This is a genomic window from Desulfobaculum senezii, from assembly GCF_054657395.1.
On the sequence record NZ_BAAHYU010000004.1, the window covers coordinates 258,968 to 275,206 of the forward strand.

The following is a 16,239-nucleotide window of genomic DNA, read 5'->3' on the forward strand; positions in this document are numbered from 1 at the left end:
TTTGCCGCAGGGAGCATACACAGTGCATACCTTGACCCCCAGAGAGATTGTTTCCGAACTGGACCGCTACATCATCGGCCAGCAGGACGCCAAACGTATGGTGGCCATCGCCATGCGCAACCGCTGGCGCAGACAGCAGGTGGCCCCGGAACTGCGCGACGAAATCGCGCCCAAGAACATCATCATGATTGGCCCCACCGGCGTGGGTAAGACGGAAATCGCCCGCCGCCTCGCCAATCTGGCCGGCGCGCCCTTCTTCAAGGTCGAGGCCTCCAAGTTCACGGAAGTGGGCTACGTGGGCCGCGACGTGGAGTCCATGGTCCGCGACCTGATGGAAATCTCCATCAACCTCGTCCACAAGGAAGAAGGCGAACGCGTCCGCGTGAAGGCCGAAAAACACGCCGAAGAGCGCCTGCTGGACCTCTTGCTCCCCAACTCTCCCGCCGGTTCCGGCTCCTCCGCCGCCACGCCGGTCTACGCCGCCGGCGCTGACGGGCAGATCTCCACGCAGGAGTCCGGCTCCTCCACGCGCGACAAGCTGCGCAAGCTGTGGCGTCAGGGCAAGCTGGACGACAGGCAGGTGGAAGTGGAAGTAGCGTCCTCCTCCGGCCAGAACATCGGCGTCATGTCCATGCCCGGCATGGAAGACATGGAGAACCAAATCCGCGACATGATGGGCCGCTTCATGCCCCAGCAGAAGAAGCCCAAGCGCATGAACGTACGCGACGCGTACGAAGTGCTGCTGCAGGAAGAAAGCGAAAAGCTCATCGACCACGACCGCGTGACGGACATCGCCCGCGAGCGCGTGGAACAGGGCGGCATCATCTTCATCGACGAAATCGACAAGATTTGCGCCTCCTCCGCCAAGGGCGGCAACGCCGACGTCTCGCGCGAGGGCGTGCAGCGCGACCTGCTGCCCATCGTTGAAGGCAGCGTGGTAAACACCAAATACGGCATGGTGCACACGGACCACATCCTGTTCATCGCCGCCGGCGCGTTCCACCTCTCCAAGCCCTCGGACCTTATCCCCGAGCTTCAGGGCCGCTTCCCCCTGCGGGTGGAGCTTTCCAGCCTTGGCAAGGACGAGTTCCTGCGCATCCTCAAGGAGCCGAAGAACGCCCTCACCACGCAGTACAAGGCGCTTTTGGAGACCGAAGGCCTCAAGCTGGAGTTCGCCGACGACGCCATCGAGGAGCTGGCCGCCTACGCCGAGCGCATCAACACCGAGTCCGAAAACATCGGTGCCCGCCGCCTGTACACCATTCTTGAGCGCGTGGTGCAGGACCTGTCCTTCGACGCCCCGGACAAGAGCGGCCAGAACATCGTTATCGACCGGGAGTACGTTCGACAGCACCTTGAAGACGTGGTGGAAGACCGCGACCTCTCCCGGTACATACTCTAATTCAGCCAAATCGCCGGGCCCTGCGGGGTCCGGCCCAGCCCACCAAGGAGCCGACAGTGGATCAGGACGTCATGCACACAGCGGATGTGCTGCTGGAATCGCTGCCCTACATCAGGCAGTTTTACGGTCAGACCATCGTCATCAAGTACGGCGGCCACGCCATGAAGGACGAGGAACTCAAGCAGGCCTTTGCCAAGTGCGTGGTCCTGCTCAAGTACATCGGGGTCAACCCGGTCATCGTCCATGGCGGCGGCCCGCAGATTGGTCAGATGCTCGACCAGCTCAGCATTCCCAGCGAATTCCGCGAAGGCCTGCGCGTGACGGACGACGCCACCATGAACGTGGTTGAAATGGTCCTGGCCGGCACGGTGAACAAACAAATCGTGAACCTGCTGAACCTTGCGGGCGGCAAGGCCGTAGGCCTTTCCGGCAAGGACGGCGGCACCATCTCCTGCACCAAGCTGGAAATCGCCGTGGACCGCGACAACCTCACGCCCGAGATTATCGACCTTGGGCACGTGGGCGAAGTGTCGGCCATTGACCCCACCCTGATCAACTCGCTGCTGCGCGACGGCTTCATCCCCGTCATTGCGCCGGTGGGCGTGGACGAAACCGGCGAAACCTACAACATCAACGCCGACACCGTGGCCTCTGCCGTGGCAACGGCGGTGGGCGCGCGCCGCTTTGTCCTGCTCACGGACGTGGCGGGCATCCTTGATGCGGACAAGAACCTTATCTCCTCCGTCAACCGCGCGGACGCCCTCGGCCTCATCGAGGACGGCACTGTGCAGGGGGGCATGATTCCCAAGGTCAAATGCTGCATCGAAGCCGTGGAAGGCGGCGTTGGCAAGGCGCAGATTATCGATGGCCGCCTGCCCAACTCCGTGCTCCTTGAGCTGTTTACCGAGGAAGGCATCGGCACGGAAATCGTCGCCTAAGCCCCCATCGGTCCCAAACGCAAAAAAGGCCGGAGCATCCACACGGATGCTCCGGCCTTTTCATGTTCGCTGGTGCGAAAATGCGCGCCTACTCGACGAGGCACACCATTTCCTTGCCATCGCGTTCGTCCAGATAGACGTCCACGTGCTCGCCGCGGCGGGTTTCCACCACTTTGCCCACGTAATCGGCCTGAATGGGCAGCTCGCGGTGACCACGGTCCACCAGAACCATCAGTTCCACCTGCTTGGGGCGGCCAAAGTCCAAAATGGCCTCCAGCGCGGAGCGTATGGTCCGCCCGGTGAACAGCACGTCGTCCACAAGGATGATTTCCTTGCCGTCGATGTCGAACAGGATTTCGGTCTTGTTGATTTGGGGCTGCACGTCAAGGGTCGTCCAGTCGTCCCGGTACAGATTAATATCCAGAAGACCGGAAGAGATGGTGCGGCCAAGGCGCTTTTCCAGCGCTGCGCGCAGGCGCGCGGCAAGGTCCACGCCGCGGCGCTGAATGCCAAGGATGGCGACGTCCTTGCAGTCGCCGTGGCGTTCGTTAATCTCCATGGCAAGGCGTTCCATGGTGCGGCTTATCTCTTCGGCGTTGAGAATCACTTTGCTGTTGCTCATGCTATGCGTCTCCAGACGTATCCGGTTGCGTGTCTGTTGGGCCGTGATGCCCTTTATACCGTGATTCACGGAGGATACGGCATCACCAGCGGCATTGCAATACCGCAGGGCCGCCGCCCGCGACGGGGGCTGAATTCTATAGACAAAACCTATGGCAATCTATAATTCCTATCAATATAGTTGACAAAGAGCACCAGCCACCTTACCTCTCCAGCATCAGCAAATTCTGGAGGTAATAATGCTTGAACTCTCAGACAAGGCTCGTCAGGAGCTGATTTCCTACTTCAGTGATAAGGAAATCACCCCGGTGCGTGTCTATCTCGCCCCCGGTGGTTGAGCTGGCCCACGCCTGTCATTGGCTCTGGATGAGCCAAAAGAATCCGACGAGGTCTTCGATTTTGAAGGCGGCCTCAAGTTCGTCATAGACAAGCAGCTGCTTTCGAGCGCTGCTCCCGTTAAAGTCGACCTGTCCTACACGGGCTTTGTTGTCGACTCCAACCTGCCCATCAGTGGCGGTAGCTGCTCCAGCGGCGGCTGCTCCAGCAGCGGTTGCGGAACCAGCGGGAGCTGCTGCAGCTAGCCCCCATTGCACCGCACTTTACAGGGCGGCGTTCCTTCGGGAATGCCGCCCTGTTCGTTTTTCAGCCCACCACACGCACCATCCGCGGCCATCCCCGCCCGCGCCCGCGCCCACTCACCGCACGGATGCTTTGACCTTGCGCCCAAAAAATATCATCTTGGAAGATACGTTCCTCCCTGTGCCCTTCACCCACGGGCGGAGCGCAAACCCCGGGAGAATCCGTGCCGACGACTCCGCTCAAAACATCCATGAGCCGCCGTTTCCTGCAAGGGGTGCTGCTCCTTGCCTATCTGAGCATCCTTGTGCTTGGCACTGTGTGGTGCGTGACGGACTACCTCCAGTTTACGAACGACTCCGCCGCCCTGCAGGAACGCTACCTCCAAACGCAAAAGCGCATCGCCCGGACCGAGGTGGAAAACGCCGTTGACTTCATCCGGCAAATCCGCGTCAACGCCCGCGCCCGCCTTAAGACCGCCCTGCGCAACCACGTAGAGAGCATCCGACTGATGGCCGGCCAGCTCTATGAAACGCTCTCCAAAACCCTGCCGGAGGATGAGGTCAAGGCCCGCATCATCGAGGCATTTCGCGCCTCGCGCTACAATCAGGGCAAGGGCTACTACTTCATCCTTGGGCCGGACGGAAAAATCCTGCTCAACCCCATGCACCCGGACCTTGAGGGCACGCCAGCCATCGACCTGCGCGACGAAGACGGACGCTTTGTTATTCGAGAGATGATCTCCATCGTCACCCAGCGGCAAACAGGATTCTACGAGTACGTCTGGTCGCGACCGGATTCGGACACGCCCGGACGCAAACTCTCCTACATCCGCGACTTTTCACCCTTTGGCTGGGTGATTGGCACCGGCGAATACATTGAGGACATGGAGGCGGACATCCAACGCCAAGCGCTCTCCATCCTCGCCTCGCGCCGGTTTGGGGACTACGGCTACATTTTTGCCGGGAAATGGGACGGCACCGTGCTCCTTGGCCCTTCCACGGGCGAAAACATGATCCACCTTGTGGATGTGAACGGCGTACAGATTGTGCGCGAGCTTATCGCAACGGCCAAAAGCGGCGGGGGCTTTGTGGAATACGTCATGCCCGCGGCGGACGATCTGCCCGTCTCCCAAAAAATCAGCTACGCCAAGGGCGTTCCGGAATGGCAATGGTTTGTCGGCGCGGGCGTCTTCACCGACGACATCGACGCCCTTGTCATCCAAAAGAAAGAAGAGCTTGCCGCGCGCATGGTGTTCAACGCCAGCATCATCGGCGGGCTTCTTGCCCTTGTCACCCTCTTGGGGCTGATTCTCTCCCGCCGCCTCACGGCCTCCATCCGGCGCGATGTCGCCTCGTTTACGGACTTTTTTAACGACGCGGCAGAACACCTCACTCACGTGGACCCAAAGCGCCTCACATTGCTGGATTTCCACGAGATAGCCGTTGCCGCCAACGGCATGCTGGACGCCCGTCTGCGCACCATCACGGAGTTGCAGCGCAGTGAACAGCGCTTCACCATGCTCATGGAGCAGTCCCCCTTTGCCATTGAAATCTACGACTCCAACGGCGTGCTGCTGCGCGCCAACCGCGCCTGGGCCGCGCTGTGGGATGTAGACGAGCCGGAACAGGCTCCGGGCAACTACTCCATCCTCACGGACCCCACCGCGCGGGAACTCGGTCTGGCGGAGGCCCTGCGCCGCGCACTGGCCGGAGAAACCGTCTTTATGCCCAGCATCGAGTTCACCCCCGAAAAGGACGGGCACAAGCAGCGCACGCGGCATATCCTCTCGCGCGCCTACCCCCTGCGGGACAAGGACAACTCCATCGAATTCGCCGCCATCACCCACGAGGACATCTCCGACCGCCGCGAAGTGGAAATGGACCGCGACCGCATCTTTGATACGTCGCAGGACCTGCTGAGCGTCTCGGACCTGTCGGGCAAGCTGCTGCGCGTCAATCCCGCGTGGACCAGCACCCTTGGCTGGGACGAGCACGAACTCAAGGCCTTTGCGCCCTTTGACTATGTCCACCCGGAGGACAGGGTGCGCACCCGCGCCCTCGTGGATGACCTGAAGGGAACAAACCGCATCTACGGGTTTGAGAGCCGCTACCTGTGCAAGGACGGCTCCACCCGGTGGATGTCCTCCAACGCCTATGTGGACGAGGACAGCCAACGCCTCTACGCCGTCACGCGCGATGTCACGGACCGCAAACAGGCCGAGGACGCCCTGCTGCGCACCCAGTTTGCCGTGGACAACGCCGCCGTCGCCATCACATGGCTGACCACCCAAGGGCGCATCAGCTACGTCAACGACGCAGCCTGCGCCCTCTACGGTAAAACGCGGCCCGAACTGACGGACAGCCTCATCACCGACCTCTCGCCCTCCCTGACCTCATCCGGGTGGAAGAGCTTTGTTGCCGGACTCGTGGAAAAGGGGGCGGATTCGTTTCAGGACACCCTGCGCCGCGCGGACGGCACACTCCTGAGCATTGACACCACGGCGCACCTGCTGGAACTGGAAGGCGAAAAACTCGTCTGCCTGTTCACCTTCGACACCACCGAACGCATGCGGACGCAGCAGGAGATGTCGCGCCTGCGCGCGCTGCTGGTCAGCATTGTGGATTCCATGCCCTCGCTGCTCATTGGTGTGGACGCGGACCTGCGCGTAACCCAGTGGAACAGCACCGCGGCCCAGCGCACCGGCATCGCCGCGCAGGACGCCATAGGCAGTCCGCTGTCCACGGTGCTTCCCCTTGGCGACAAGGAAACCGCCACGGTCAAAGAGGCGCTCGCCTCAGCGCACCCGCAGGAGCTCCTGCGGCTGGAGCGCTACTACGACGGGCACCGCGTTTTTGAAGACATGATGGTCTACCCCCTTGCCGCCCACGACGTGCCCGGAGCGGTCATCCGGCTGGACGACGTCACCGAGCGCACCCGCATGGAAAATATGATGGTGCAGACCGAAAAAATGCTCTCCATCGGCGGGCTGGCCGCAGGCCTCGCCCATGAAATCAACAATCCCCTCGGCGGCATTCTGCAAGGCGTGCAAAACATCGAGCGCCGCCTGTCGCCGGATATTCCCGCCAATGCCGTCGCCGCGGAAAAAACCGCCTGCTCCCTCGATTCCGTGCGCGCCTACCTTGAAGAGCGCAGCATCTTCCGCATGCTGTCGGGCATACGTACGGCTGGCGAACGCGCCGCATCCATCGTGGCCAGCATGCTGGAATTCAACAGCCGCCACGGCACCAGCAGGCGCGAGGTCGACCTTGCGGCCCTCATTGACGACGCCGTCGAATTGGCGGCCACGGATTACGACAGCTCGCGCGGCTTTGACTTCATGAACATCTCCATCCGGCGCGAATATCCACCGGAAACGCCGCACGCCATTTGCGCTCCGGCGGAGATGCAGCAGGTGCTGCTCTCCATTCTCCGCAACGCCGCGCAGGCCCTGCACGACGACCCGGAAACGCCACAGCCCACCCTCACCCTGCGCCTGTCCGAAACCGACGAGTTTGCCGTCATCGAGGTAACGGACAACGGCCCCGGCCTGCCGGAAGGCACGCAGAGCCGCATTTTCGAGCCGTTCTACACCACCCGCGACCCCGGACAGGGCACAGGACTCAGCATGTCCGTGGCGTATTACATCGTCACCCAAAACCACGGCGGCGAAATAGAAGTGGACTCCGTCCCCGGCGAGGGCACACGCTTCATCATCCGTCTGCCGCACAACCACGCGGCTTCCGGGCAGTCCGAGGCGGACTTATGATAGGTTTTTCCTATCCGTACTATTGACATCAGCAGGCAGAGCACTACTCTCCATCCAGATACCCAATCGATAGAATAGGAGTAATCAATGATTGAAATCACCGAAGCCGCCCGCAAGGAGCTGGTGGCTTTCTTCAGCGACAAGGAAGTTTCTCCCATCCGCGTGTACCTGGCTCCGGGCGGCTGCTCCGGACCGCGTCTGTCTCTGGCACTGGACGCCCCCGGTGAAGGCGATGAGAGCTTTGACCTCGGCGACGACCTCACCTTCGTGGTGGAATCCAAGCTGCTCGCCAGCGCCCAGCCCATCAAAGTGGACCTGACCTACACCGGCTTCACCATTGAGTCTTCTCTGGAGCTTGGCGGCGGCGGTTGCGGCACCAGCGGTGGTGGCTGCGGCGGTTGCGGCTCCTCCGGGAGCTGCTGCAGCTAGTACGCTCACGCACTATGACGACCTCAAAACGCGGCGCACCTCCCACGGGCGCCGCGTTTTTTGTTGCGCGGCTCTCCCGTCGGGCGAATTCTGCGCCCACCTCGCAGGGCAAAACATGCGCCCGCAAACGCCCCGAAACCCGCCATTTCACGCGCCTTCCCGCCAAAGTGCCCACCATTCTCAGAAATACGCCTTTTCATTCACGGCGCGGAGATGTATGAAGAAACCGAGTTCAAACGAAGGCCACTTTCGACCAGAACCGCCTTTCCCGAAGAGAGCAAGCCAATGCACGAGATGTCCATAGCCCAGAGCCTTATCAGCATCATTAAAGAGGAAATGGAAAAGCACGGCCTGACCACGCTTCGGCGGGTCCGGGTAAAGCATGGCAAGCTGGCGGCCATTGTGCCGGAGTCGTTGCACTTCGCCTTTGAGGCGTGCACCCTCGGTACGCCGCTGGAAGGCGCAGAACTGGACATGGAGGTCATCCCCCTCATCCTCGAATGCGGCGAGTGCGGCCTTCGCTTCTCGCCGGAAGAGCCGGACGCCCTGTTCGTCCCCTGCCCCGACTGCGGCGAGGGAATAGGGCACAAGGTGCTGCAGGGCAAAGAACTCTACCTTGACAACATGGAGGCCGAATAAGGCCCACTCCGCCACAGGCGGACCCGCAACATGATTCCAAGGAGACAGGACATGGAAATCCCAGTTGTACGAAACATCCTTGAGGCAAACGACCGCATCTCCGCCCAGTTGCGAAAGAGATTTGCGCAGAACAAGGTGCTGGTGCTGAACCTCATCAGCTCCCCCGGGTCCGGCAAGACCTCCACGCTGGAGCGTACGCTGGAAGACCTGCGCAACGAGTTCAAAATGGCCGTCATCGAGGGCGACATCCTCACGGACAACGACGCCAAGCGCGTTGCCGCCACTGGCGCGCAGGCCGTGCAGATTAATACCGACGGCGCATGCCACCTCGACGGCTCCATGATTCTGGAAGCCCTTGAGTCCATCGACCTTGAGGGACTGGACATCCTGTTCGTGGAAAACGTGGGCAACCTTGTGTGCCCTGCCGAATTTGAAGTGGGCGAAGACTTCAAGGTCGCCCTGCTGTCCGTGACCGAAGGCGACGACAAGCCGGAGAAGTACCCACTGCTCTTTGCCGAATCCGCCGTCATGGTCCTGAACAAGATCGACCTGCTGCCCTACGTGGACTTTGACATGGAAAAGGCCCGCCGCTTCGCCACCGGCCTGAACAAGGACATCAGCATCTACCCCGTCTCCTGCAAGACCTGCGAAGGCCTCGACGGCTGGTACGCATGGCTGCGCCAGAAGGTGAAGGAAAAGAAGCAGGCCGAATAGCGCGCCGCACGGCCAGCACCGCTGCGCCGTCCCCCGCGCACAACGCCGCGCCAAAGACGACATCATCAAGGAGCATGCGCCGCGCGGCGCATGCTCCTTGTCCGCTTCTCCCCCCTGTGGGCAAGCGGGCTACGTAAGGAGACAGGAGCCAATGCCGTTCCCGGACAATCTCCCCGGAGAAGCCATCCTCAATTCCATTGCCGACGGTGTGTTCACCGTGGACTTGGACTGGACCATTACGTCCTTTAATCAGGCGGCCTCGCGCATCACGGGCGTGCCCGCGGAGGAAGCCATCGGCCAAAAATGCTGGGAGGTCTTCCACTCCAGCATCTGCGACGGCGACTGCGCCCTGCGCACCTGCCTGCGCGAAACTGGCTCCATCTCCAACAAGTCCATCTTCATCGTCCGCCCGGACGGGGAGAAGGTGCCCATCTCCATCTCCGCCTCGCCCCTGTACGACTGCGACGGCAACGTCGTAGGCGGCGTGGAGACCTTCCGCGACCTCACGGACATCCACCTCATCCGCAAGGAAATGCAGGAGTCCTACACCTTTGAGGACATCGTGGGCAAATCCGAGGCCCTGTCGCGCACCTTCCGCATATTGCCGCACATCGCCAAAAGTCAGGCCACGGTGCTGCTGCTTGGCGAGTCCGGCACCGGCAAGGAGCTGTTCGCCCGCGCCATCCACAACCTCAGCAGCCGCAAGGGCGGGCCCTTTGTCGCCGTCAACTGCGGCGCACTGCCGGACACCCTGCTGGAGTCGGAGCTGTTTGGCTACAAGGCCGGAGCCTTCACCGACGCCAAACGCGACAAGGCCGGACGCTTTCAAACCGCGCGCGGCGGCACGCTGTTCCTCGACGAAATCGGCGATATGCCGCAGAACCTGCAAGTGAAGCTCCTGCGCGTTTTGCAGGAAAAAGTCTTTGAGCCGCTGGGGTCCGAAACGCCCGTGAAGGCCGATGTCCGCGTCATCGCCGCCACCAACCGCGACCTGCAGGCCCTCGTGGATGAAGGCACCTTCCGCCAAGACCTCTATTACCGCCTGAACGTCGCGCAGATGCACCTGCCCGCCCTGCGCGAACGCCGCGAGGACATCCCCCTGCTGGTGGACTACTTTGTGCGCAAGCTCAACGCCCTGCAGGGCAAGGACGTGGAAGGCGTGTCCGAGGACGTGCTGTCCATCCTCATGCGCCACCCCTTCCCCGGCAACGTTCGCGAGCTGGAAAACGTCCTTGAATTCGCGTTCATCCTCTGCCCCTCCGGCTTTGTGCAGGTGGAGCACCTGCCCGAGCACCTCCAGCCCGAAGAGGACGCCGCGCCCATCGCAGCCGGTGACGACCAGCCCATGTCGCTGGAGCGCATCAAATGCCGCGCCGTGGCCCGCGCGCTGGCCCGTAACGGCGGCAAACGTATGAAGACCTGCCGCGAGCTGGAAATCTCCAAGGACACACTCCGGCGCATGATACGCCGCTGTCAGGATATGGGCGAATTTTAAGCCCTGCCCGCCATAGCGCGGGCTTTTTTTTCGCCTGTTTTACGATTACGGGGCACAGCGCACATAGCGCAACATGCTGAATTTCAACACTTTTCAACCAAAAGCACATTTTGGCACCATCTATGCTCATCTCCTCCCGAACACGGGCCATGGCATTTCGCCACGCCCACAATCCCGTTGCCGAGGACCACGCATGAACCTCTGTTTGGCATGCTTCGAAGACCGGCTGGCCTCTCTGCTCGAAAACACAACGAGCTTCCGCCTCTACCGCGTAGAGGACGGCACGGCGACCCCCGCCGGGGGCTTCGACATCGCCCAGAACGATACCGCGCGCCTTGTAAGCGCCCTCACCTCCTATAAGGTGGACTCCCTCGTCTGTGGTGGCGTCACCGGCTGTACGCGCCGGATGCTGCTTCAGGCCGGGCTGGACGTTCGCCCATGGGTGCGGGGCACCATTGAAGACGTGCTCAGCGCCGTGCTGGACGATAGTCTCGAACATCTCGCCATGCCCGGATGCGGCGGCAGACGCTGCGGCAGAGGCCGCATGGAGAGCGACCTTATCGCTCCCGGTTGCCGCGAACGCCGTCAGGGCTGCGGACAGGGGCACGGCATGGGTCACGGACGAGGCACGGGAAATACTCCGAAAAAGGGAGGCGCATAGATGAAAATCGCCATCACCAGTCAGGGCCAGACTCTGGACAGCTCCATCGACCCCCGCTTCGGCCGCGCCGCCGGATTCGTCCTTGTGGATACCGAAAGCGGCGACATCGACTACGCAGACAACACGCAGAACCTTACCCTGGCGCAGGGCGCGGGCATTCAGGCCGCGCAGAATGTGGCCCGCACGGGCGCACAGGCCGTCATCACCGGCCACGTTGGCCCCAAGGCCTTCACTGCACTGAACAAGGGCAAGATTGACATTTACCTTGGCGCGGCGGGCACCGTGCAGGAAGCGCTGGACGCCTTCAAGTCCGGCAAGCTGAGCGCAGCCGACGCCGCCGACAAGGAAGGCCACTGGTAGGCCGGGGAGAATGGATACCACGATGCTGAATATAGCCGTTGCCAGCGGAAAGGGCGGCACGGGCAAAACCACAGTCTCCGCAAACCTCGCCGCATGGCTTGCCTCGCGGGGCACCCATGTCACGGCGCTGGATTGCGACGTGGAGGAGCCCAACCTGCACCTTTTCCTCAAGCCGGATTGGACCGAAACCCGCACCGAGAGCGTGCCCGTCCCCGTCGTGGACGAGGACGCCTGCCTCGGCGAGGAGTGCCGCAAATGCGTGGACCTCTGCCGCTTTAAGGCGCTCATCATGATGGGCGGTTCGGTCATGGTCTTTCCCGAACTCTGTCACGGATGCGGCCTGTGCAACCTTGCATGCCCAGCAAACGCCATCACCGAGGGCGAGCGCGAAATCGGCATCGTCAGGCAAGGCCCGGCCACGGTTTCCGGCGCCAAGGGGCTCATCGTCACCGGCGGTGAACTCCGCATCGGCGAAGCCATGGCTCCGCCGCTCATTCAGGCCGTCAAAAAGGACTCGCCCGAGGCGGACGTGCGCATTATCGACAGCCCGCCCGGAACCAGCTGCCCGGTCATTGCGTCCCTTGGCAGCAGCGACCTTGCCGTGCTGGTCACCGAACCCACGCCCTTTGGCCTGCATGACCTTGAACTGGCCGTAGGCGTGCTGCGCAAGATGAACATCCCCTTTGGCGTGGTCATCAACCGCGACGGCATGGGCGACGACCGCACACACAAATACCTTGAACGCGAAGGCATCCCCCTGCTGGGCAGCCTGCCCCACTCCACCGAGGCGGCGCACTGCTACTCCGAGGGACGCCTGCACATTGAAGCCCTGCCCGATTTCTCGCAGGCCTACGCCGCCATCTGGGCGAATATCCAGAGCATGGCGGCACAGGAGGGCGCGGCATGAAGGAACTTGTAGTCATCAGCGGCAAGGGCGGCACGGGCAAAACCACCGTCACGGCCGCGCTGGCCGCCCTGACGCCCAACAAAGTCCTTGCGGACTGCGACGTGGACGCGGCGGACCTGCACCTCATCCTGGACCCCACCGTGGGCCGCACTGTGGACTTCTACAGCGGCGAGATAGCGACCATTGACCCGGACGCCTGCACCCAGTGCGGGCTGTGCGCGGAGCACTGCCGCTACGACGCCATTACCGAAGACTTCACGGTGCAGAAGGAACACTGCGAGGGCTGCGGCGTCTGCGCCTTTGTCTGCCCGGTTCAGGCCGCCACCATGCAGGAACGCATGTGCGGCTACTGGTACGACTCCACAACGCGCTTTGGGCACATGGTGCACGCCAACCTTGGCATAGGCGAGGAGAACTCCGGCAAGCTGGTCACCACCGTGCGCAAGGAAGCCCGCGCCACGGCGGAAAAGCTGAGCGCGGAACTTATCCTGACCGATGGCCCTCCCGGTGTGGGCTGCCCGGTCATCGCCTCCCTTGGCGGCACGGACCTGACGCTGGCCGTTGCGGAGCCGACGCTCTCCGCCCTGCACGACCTCAAGCGCGTGTATAAACTTTCACGGCACTTCAAGGTGCCCATGATGGTCATCATCAACAAGGCGGACATCAACGCCGCCATCGTTGAAGAGATCAAATGCTGGTGTGAGGAGTACGACGTTGAAATCGCGGGCGTGCTCCCGTATGACCAGGTGGTCACAACTGCGCAAATTCACGGCAAAAGCATCGTCGAGTACGACCCCGACGGCCTTGGCCTTACCATGCGCACTATCTGGGACAACGTGTCCCGTCGCCTGTTTGCCGATAAGGCATAGATTAGGAGGAACACTATGAGCGAATGCGGAAACTGCTCCAGCGGCAGCGAATCCTGCGGCTCCTGCCAGGAGAACCCTCAGGACCAGAAAATCAAGAAAGCCCTGGGCCGGATCAAGAATAAGATTGTCGTCATGTCCGGCAAGGGCGGTGTGGGCAAGTCCACCGTCGCCACCAACATTGCCGTGGCGCTGTCCATGGCGGGCATGAAGGTTGGCCTGCTGGACGTTGACGTCCACGGCCCCAGCGTCCCGCGCCTGCTCTCCCTGCAGGACGAAAAGCCCCACATGGAGCGCGACTGCATGGAGCCTGTCTCCTGGAGCCAGAATCTGGGCGTTATGTCCCTCGGCTTCCTGCTGCCCTCCAAGGACGACGCCGTCATCTGGCGTGGCCCGGTGAAGATTGGCCTCATCCGCCAGTTCATCTCCGACGTCACGTGGGGCGACCTCGACTTCCTGATCGTAGACTGCCCTCCCGGAACCGGCGACGAACCCCTCTCCGCCCTGCAGGAGCTCGGCTCCGACGCCAAGGCCGTCATCGTCACCACCCCGCAGGGTGTGGCCATTGACGACGTGCGCCGCTCCGTGACCTTCTGCAATCAGGTCGGCAACGAAATCGTCGGCATCGTGGAAAACATGAGCGGCTTTGTCTGCTCCAAGTGCGGCAACGTGGAAAATGTGTTCGGTTCCGGCGGCGGCGAAGAACTCGCCCAGCAGACCGGCGTGCCGTTCCTCGGCAGCATTCCCATGAACGCCGATGTCGCCCGCGCCGGCGACGAAGGCTTCCCCGTGCTGAAGCTGGGCGATCACAGCCCGGTTGGCGAAGCCTTCAACCACATCATCAAGCCCCTGCTGGGCCTTGCCGGCAAGCTGCAGGAACAGGCAGACACCACCCAGCCCGTGGAAGCCATTCTCGCCAGCGACAACGGCACCACCCGCTTTGCCGTGCCCGTGGCCAATGGCCAGCTGTGCATGCACTTCGGCCACTGCGACAAATTCGCCGTGATGGACGTGGACAACAAGAGCAAAACCATCACCAAGGGTGAACTGCTCACGCCTCCGCCGCACGAGCCGGGCGTCCTGCCCCGCTGGCTGGCCGAAAAGGGCGCCAACGTCATCATCGCCGGCGGCATGGGCGCACGCGCCCAGAGCCTGTTCACCGAAAACGGCATCAAGGTCGTTGTCGGCGCACAGCCCGGCGACCCCGAGGAAATCGTCAAGACCTACCTCGACGGCAAGCTGACCGTGGGCCAGAATATCTGCGACCACTAGTCCGCACCACCCTGCCCTACACCCGGCCGAAGGCGCTTTGCCTTCGGCCGGTTTTTTTGTGCGCTGTTTGTGTGCGAGGCTATGTAGCGATTTTCTGAGGGATCGAAAATGAGTAGCCACGTTGCGCCAACACCAACGCTTCCGATCCCCACACACGAACGGCCCACTACGCGGCCTGCGCACTCTCCGCCGCAAGGCTCCGCCCTCTTCCCCTTCCTCCAGCCCTGCGCTGTTCCCCTCCCTGCACCTGTGCTATCCTCGCGTCTCCATTGCATTGCTTGTATTGCGCCATACCCTCAAGGAGGCCGCCATGTTCCGCCGTCGTCTGTGTCTTTGCGTCATGCTCTTCACTGTCATCAGCCTTGCCGCCTGCGCGCCCAAGATTTCCCTGTTTGGCGACGGGTCGGGCCAGCCACTGGCAGAAAGCGTCATCTCCGGCACTGCGCCGGAAAAAGTGCTGGTCATTCCCGTCACGGGGACCATCTCCACGGCGCCGCCGCGCGAATTTGGCCCATCGCTGAGCACGCGGCCCAGCCTGGTGCAAGAGGTGGTCTCGCACCTGCGCCGGGCTGAGGCGGACCCGGACATCCGCGCCGTGGTGCTGATGGTGGACTCTCCGGGCGGCACGGTTGTCGCGTCGGACACGCTGTATCATGAAGTTATGGCCTTTCGGCAGCGCACAGGGCGGCCCGTGGTGGCGCTGATGCACAATGTGGCGGCCAGTGGCGGCTATTATGTCAGCATTGCGGCGGACCACATTGTGGCGCACCCCACCACGGTGACGGGGTCCATCGGCACTGTGCTCATCGTTCCCAAGCTGCACGGGCTGATGGAAAAGGTGGGCGTGTCGACCATGGTCATCAAATCCGGAGAGCTTAAGGACATGGGGTCCCCCTTCCGCGCCAGCCCCGAAAAGGAGCGGAAGCTGCTGCAAAACATGATAGACGACATGAATTCGCGCTTTCTTCAGGCGGTGAAGGCGCGGAGAAGACTTGACCAGAAGGCGCTAGACGCGGTAGCCGATGCACGTGTGCTCATGGCAAACGAGGCCGTACGGCTGGGACTGGTGGACGCCACGGGATATACCGAAGACGCCCTTGCCAAGGCCCGCGACCTTGCCGAACTTTCTGAGGATGCGCGCGTGGTGGTCTACCGCCGCACCCGCTTCCCTGATGACAACCTGTACAACACCGCCACCGGTTCGTGGTCTGGACCCCTCACGGGCGGGACAACCCTTGTCCTGCCGGATGTCCTCTCCACGCCCCGCACCGGCTTTTACCACCTGTGGACGCCCGCCCTTGGCGGCGCGGCAGGCAACTAGCCAGATGGCGCATCTAGGAGGATTGCAATGGATAACGAATGGGTGACAGTCGCCGTCTTTCCCGTCCTGAATGAAGAAGTAGCCCGCGAGGTTCAGCGCTGGGAATTTGTGGCCGAAGACATGGCCCTCTACCCGGAGCGTAACGTCCGCTACGTGGAGAAGGACAATCAGGTTATTGTACAGGTCAGCCAGACCATCAACCTCGCCTTTGATGGCGGTCTCGGCGCGGCCAGCTAAGGCGCACACCGACACAACACACAAAAAGCCCG

General features: G+C 62.2%; 16 protein-coding genes. 15 read left to right on the forward strand and 1 reads right to left on the reverse strand.

Annotated elements, in window-relative coordinates:
* Positions 1-22 precede the first annotated feature (22 nt).
* Both hslU and argB read left to right on the forward strand, forming a co-directional pair.
* Positions 23-1,402 carry an ATP-dependent protease ATPase subunit HslU gene (gene hslU / locus ACYQ2T_RS16105; protein ID WP_459901909.1) on the forward strand — a complete coding sequence of 460 codons (1,380 nt, stop codon included), beginning with the start codon at positions 23-25 and terminating at the stop codon, positions 1,400-1,402.
* Between the two features lie 71 nt (positions 1,403-1,473).
* Positions 1,474-2,340: an acetylglutamate kinase gene (gene argB / locus ACYQ2T_RS16110; protein ID WP_404845588.1), complete on the forward strand. Its 867-nt coding sequence runs from the start codon at positions 1,474-1,476 to the stop codon at positions 2,338-2,340.
* 88 nt (positions 2,341-2,428) lie between these two features.
* Here the strand turns inward: argB and pyrR are convergent, their stop codons facing one another.
* A complete protein-coding gene (gene pyrR / locus ACYQ2T_RS16115; protein WP_404845457.1) occupies positions 2,429-2,962 on the reverse strand; it encodes a bifunctional pyr operon transcriptional regulator/uracil phosphoribosyltransferase PyrR in 534 nt (177 codons plus the stop codon).
* A gap of 238 nt (positions 2,963-3,200) precedes the next feature.
* Here pyrR and ACYQ2T_RS16120 point away from each other — a divergent pair, with 238 nt between their 5' ends.
* The 13 genes from ACYQ2T_RS16120 (at position 3,201) to ACYQ2T_RS16180 (ending at position 16,207) form a co-directional block, all read left to right on the forward strand.
* Entirely contained in the window at positions 3,201-3,542 is a 342-nt protein-coding gene (locus ACYQ2T_RS16120; RefSeq protein ID WP_404845456.1) for an IscA/HesB family protein, read from the forward strand.
* Between the two features lie 221 nt (positions 3,543-3,763).
* Positions 3,764-7,306 (forward strand): cache domain-containing protein, encoded by a 3,543-nt coding sequence (locus ACYQ2T_RS16125; RefSeq protein ID WP_459901910.1) that lies wholly within the window; start codon positions 3,764-3,766, stop codon positions 7,304-7,306.
* A gap of 87 nt (positions 7,307-7,393) precedes the next feature.
* Complete coding sequence (locus tag ACYQ2T_RS16130) at positions 7,394-7,735, forward strand: IscA/HesB family protein (RefSeq protein WP_459901911.1); 342 nt, start codon at positions 7,394-7,396, stop codon at positions 7,733-7,735.
* A 285-nt stretch (positions 7,736-8,020) separates the two neighbouring features.
* A complete protein-coding gene (locus ACYQ2T_RS16135; protein WP_404845453.1) occupies positions 8,021-8,374 on the forward strand; it encodes a hydrogenase maturation nickel metallochaperone HypA/HybF in 354 nt (117 codons plus the stop codon).
* A gap of 51 nt (positions 8,375-8,425) precedes the next feature.
* Entirely contained in the window at positions 8,426-9,088 is a 663-nt protein-coding gene (hypB, locus tag ACYQ2T_RS16140; RefSeq protein ID WP_404845452.1) for a hydrogenase nickel incorporation protein HypB, read from the forward strand.
* A 151-nt stretch (positions 9,089-9,239) separates the two neighbouring features.
* On the forward strand, positions 9,240-10,583 hold the full coding sequence (locus ACYQ2T_RS16145; RefSeq protein WP_459901912.1) for a sigma-54 interaction domain-containing protein: 1,344 nt from the start codon (positions 9,240-9,242) through the stop codon (positions 10,581-10,583).
* Between the two features lie 193 nt (positions 10,584-10,776).
* Entirely contained in the window at positions 10,777-11,244 is a 468-nt protein-coding gene (locus tag ACYQ2T_RS16150; RefSeq protein ID WP_459901913.1) for a NifB/NifX family molybdenum-iron cluster-binding protein, read from the forward strand.
* A complete protein-coding gene (locus ACYQ2T_RS16155) occupies positions 11,245-11,604 on the forward strand; it encodes a NifB/NifX family molybdenum-iron cluster-binding protein (protein ID WP_404845449.1) in 360 nt (119 codons plus the stop codon).
* A 25-nt stretch (positions 11,605-11,629) separates the two neighbouring features.
* The gene (locus tag ACYQ2T_RS16160; protein ID WP_459901984.1) at positions 11,630-12,511 is read left to right on the forward strand and encodes an ATP-binding protein; all 882 of its coding nucleotides are present in this window, start codon (positions 11,630-11,632) and stop codon (positions 12,509-12,511) included.
* Positions 12,508-13,380: an ATP-binding protein gene (locus tag ACYQ2T_RS16165; RefSeq protein WP_459901914.1), complete on the forward strand. Its 873-nt coding sequence runs from the start codon at positions 12,508-12,510 to the stop codon at positions 13,378-13,380. Before ACYQ2T_RS16160 ends, ACYQ2T_RS16165 begins: the two co-directional genes overlap by 4 nt.
* Positions 13,381-13,395: 15 nt before the next feature.
* On the forward strand, positions 13,396-14,649 hold the full coding sequence (locus tag ACYQ2T_RS16170) for an iron-sulfur cluster carrier protein MrpORP (RefSeq protein ID WP_459901915.1): 1,254 nt from the start codon (positions 13,396-13,398) through the stop codon (positions 14,647-14,649).
* A 310-nt stretch (positions 14,650-14,959) separates the two neighbouring features.
* Entirely contained in the window at positions 14,960-15,970 is a 1,011-nt protein-coding gene (gene sppA / locus ACYQ2T_RS16175; RefSeq protein ID WP_459901916.1) for a signal peptide peptidase SppA, read from the forward strand.
* A 27-nt stretch (positions 15,971-15,997) separates the two neighbouring features.
* Positions 15,998-16,207: a hypothetical protein gene (locus ACYQ2T_RS16180; RefSeq protein WP_404845444.1), complete on the forward strand. Its 210-nt coding sequence runs from the start codon at positions 15,998-16,000 to the stop codon at positions 16,205-16,207.
* Positions 16,208-16,239 lie beyond the last annotated feature (32 nt).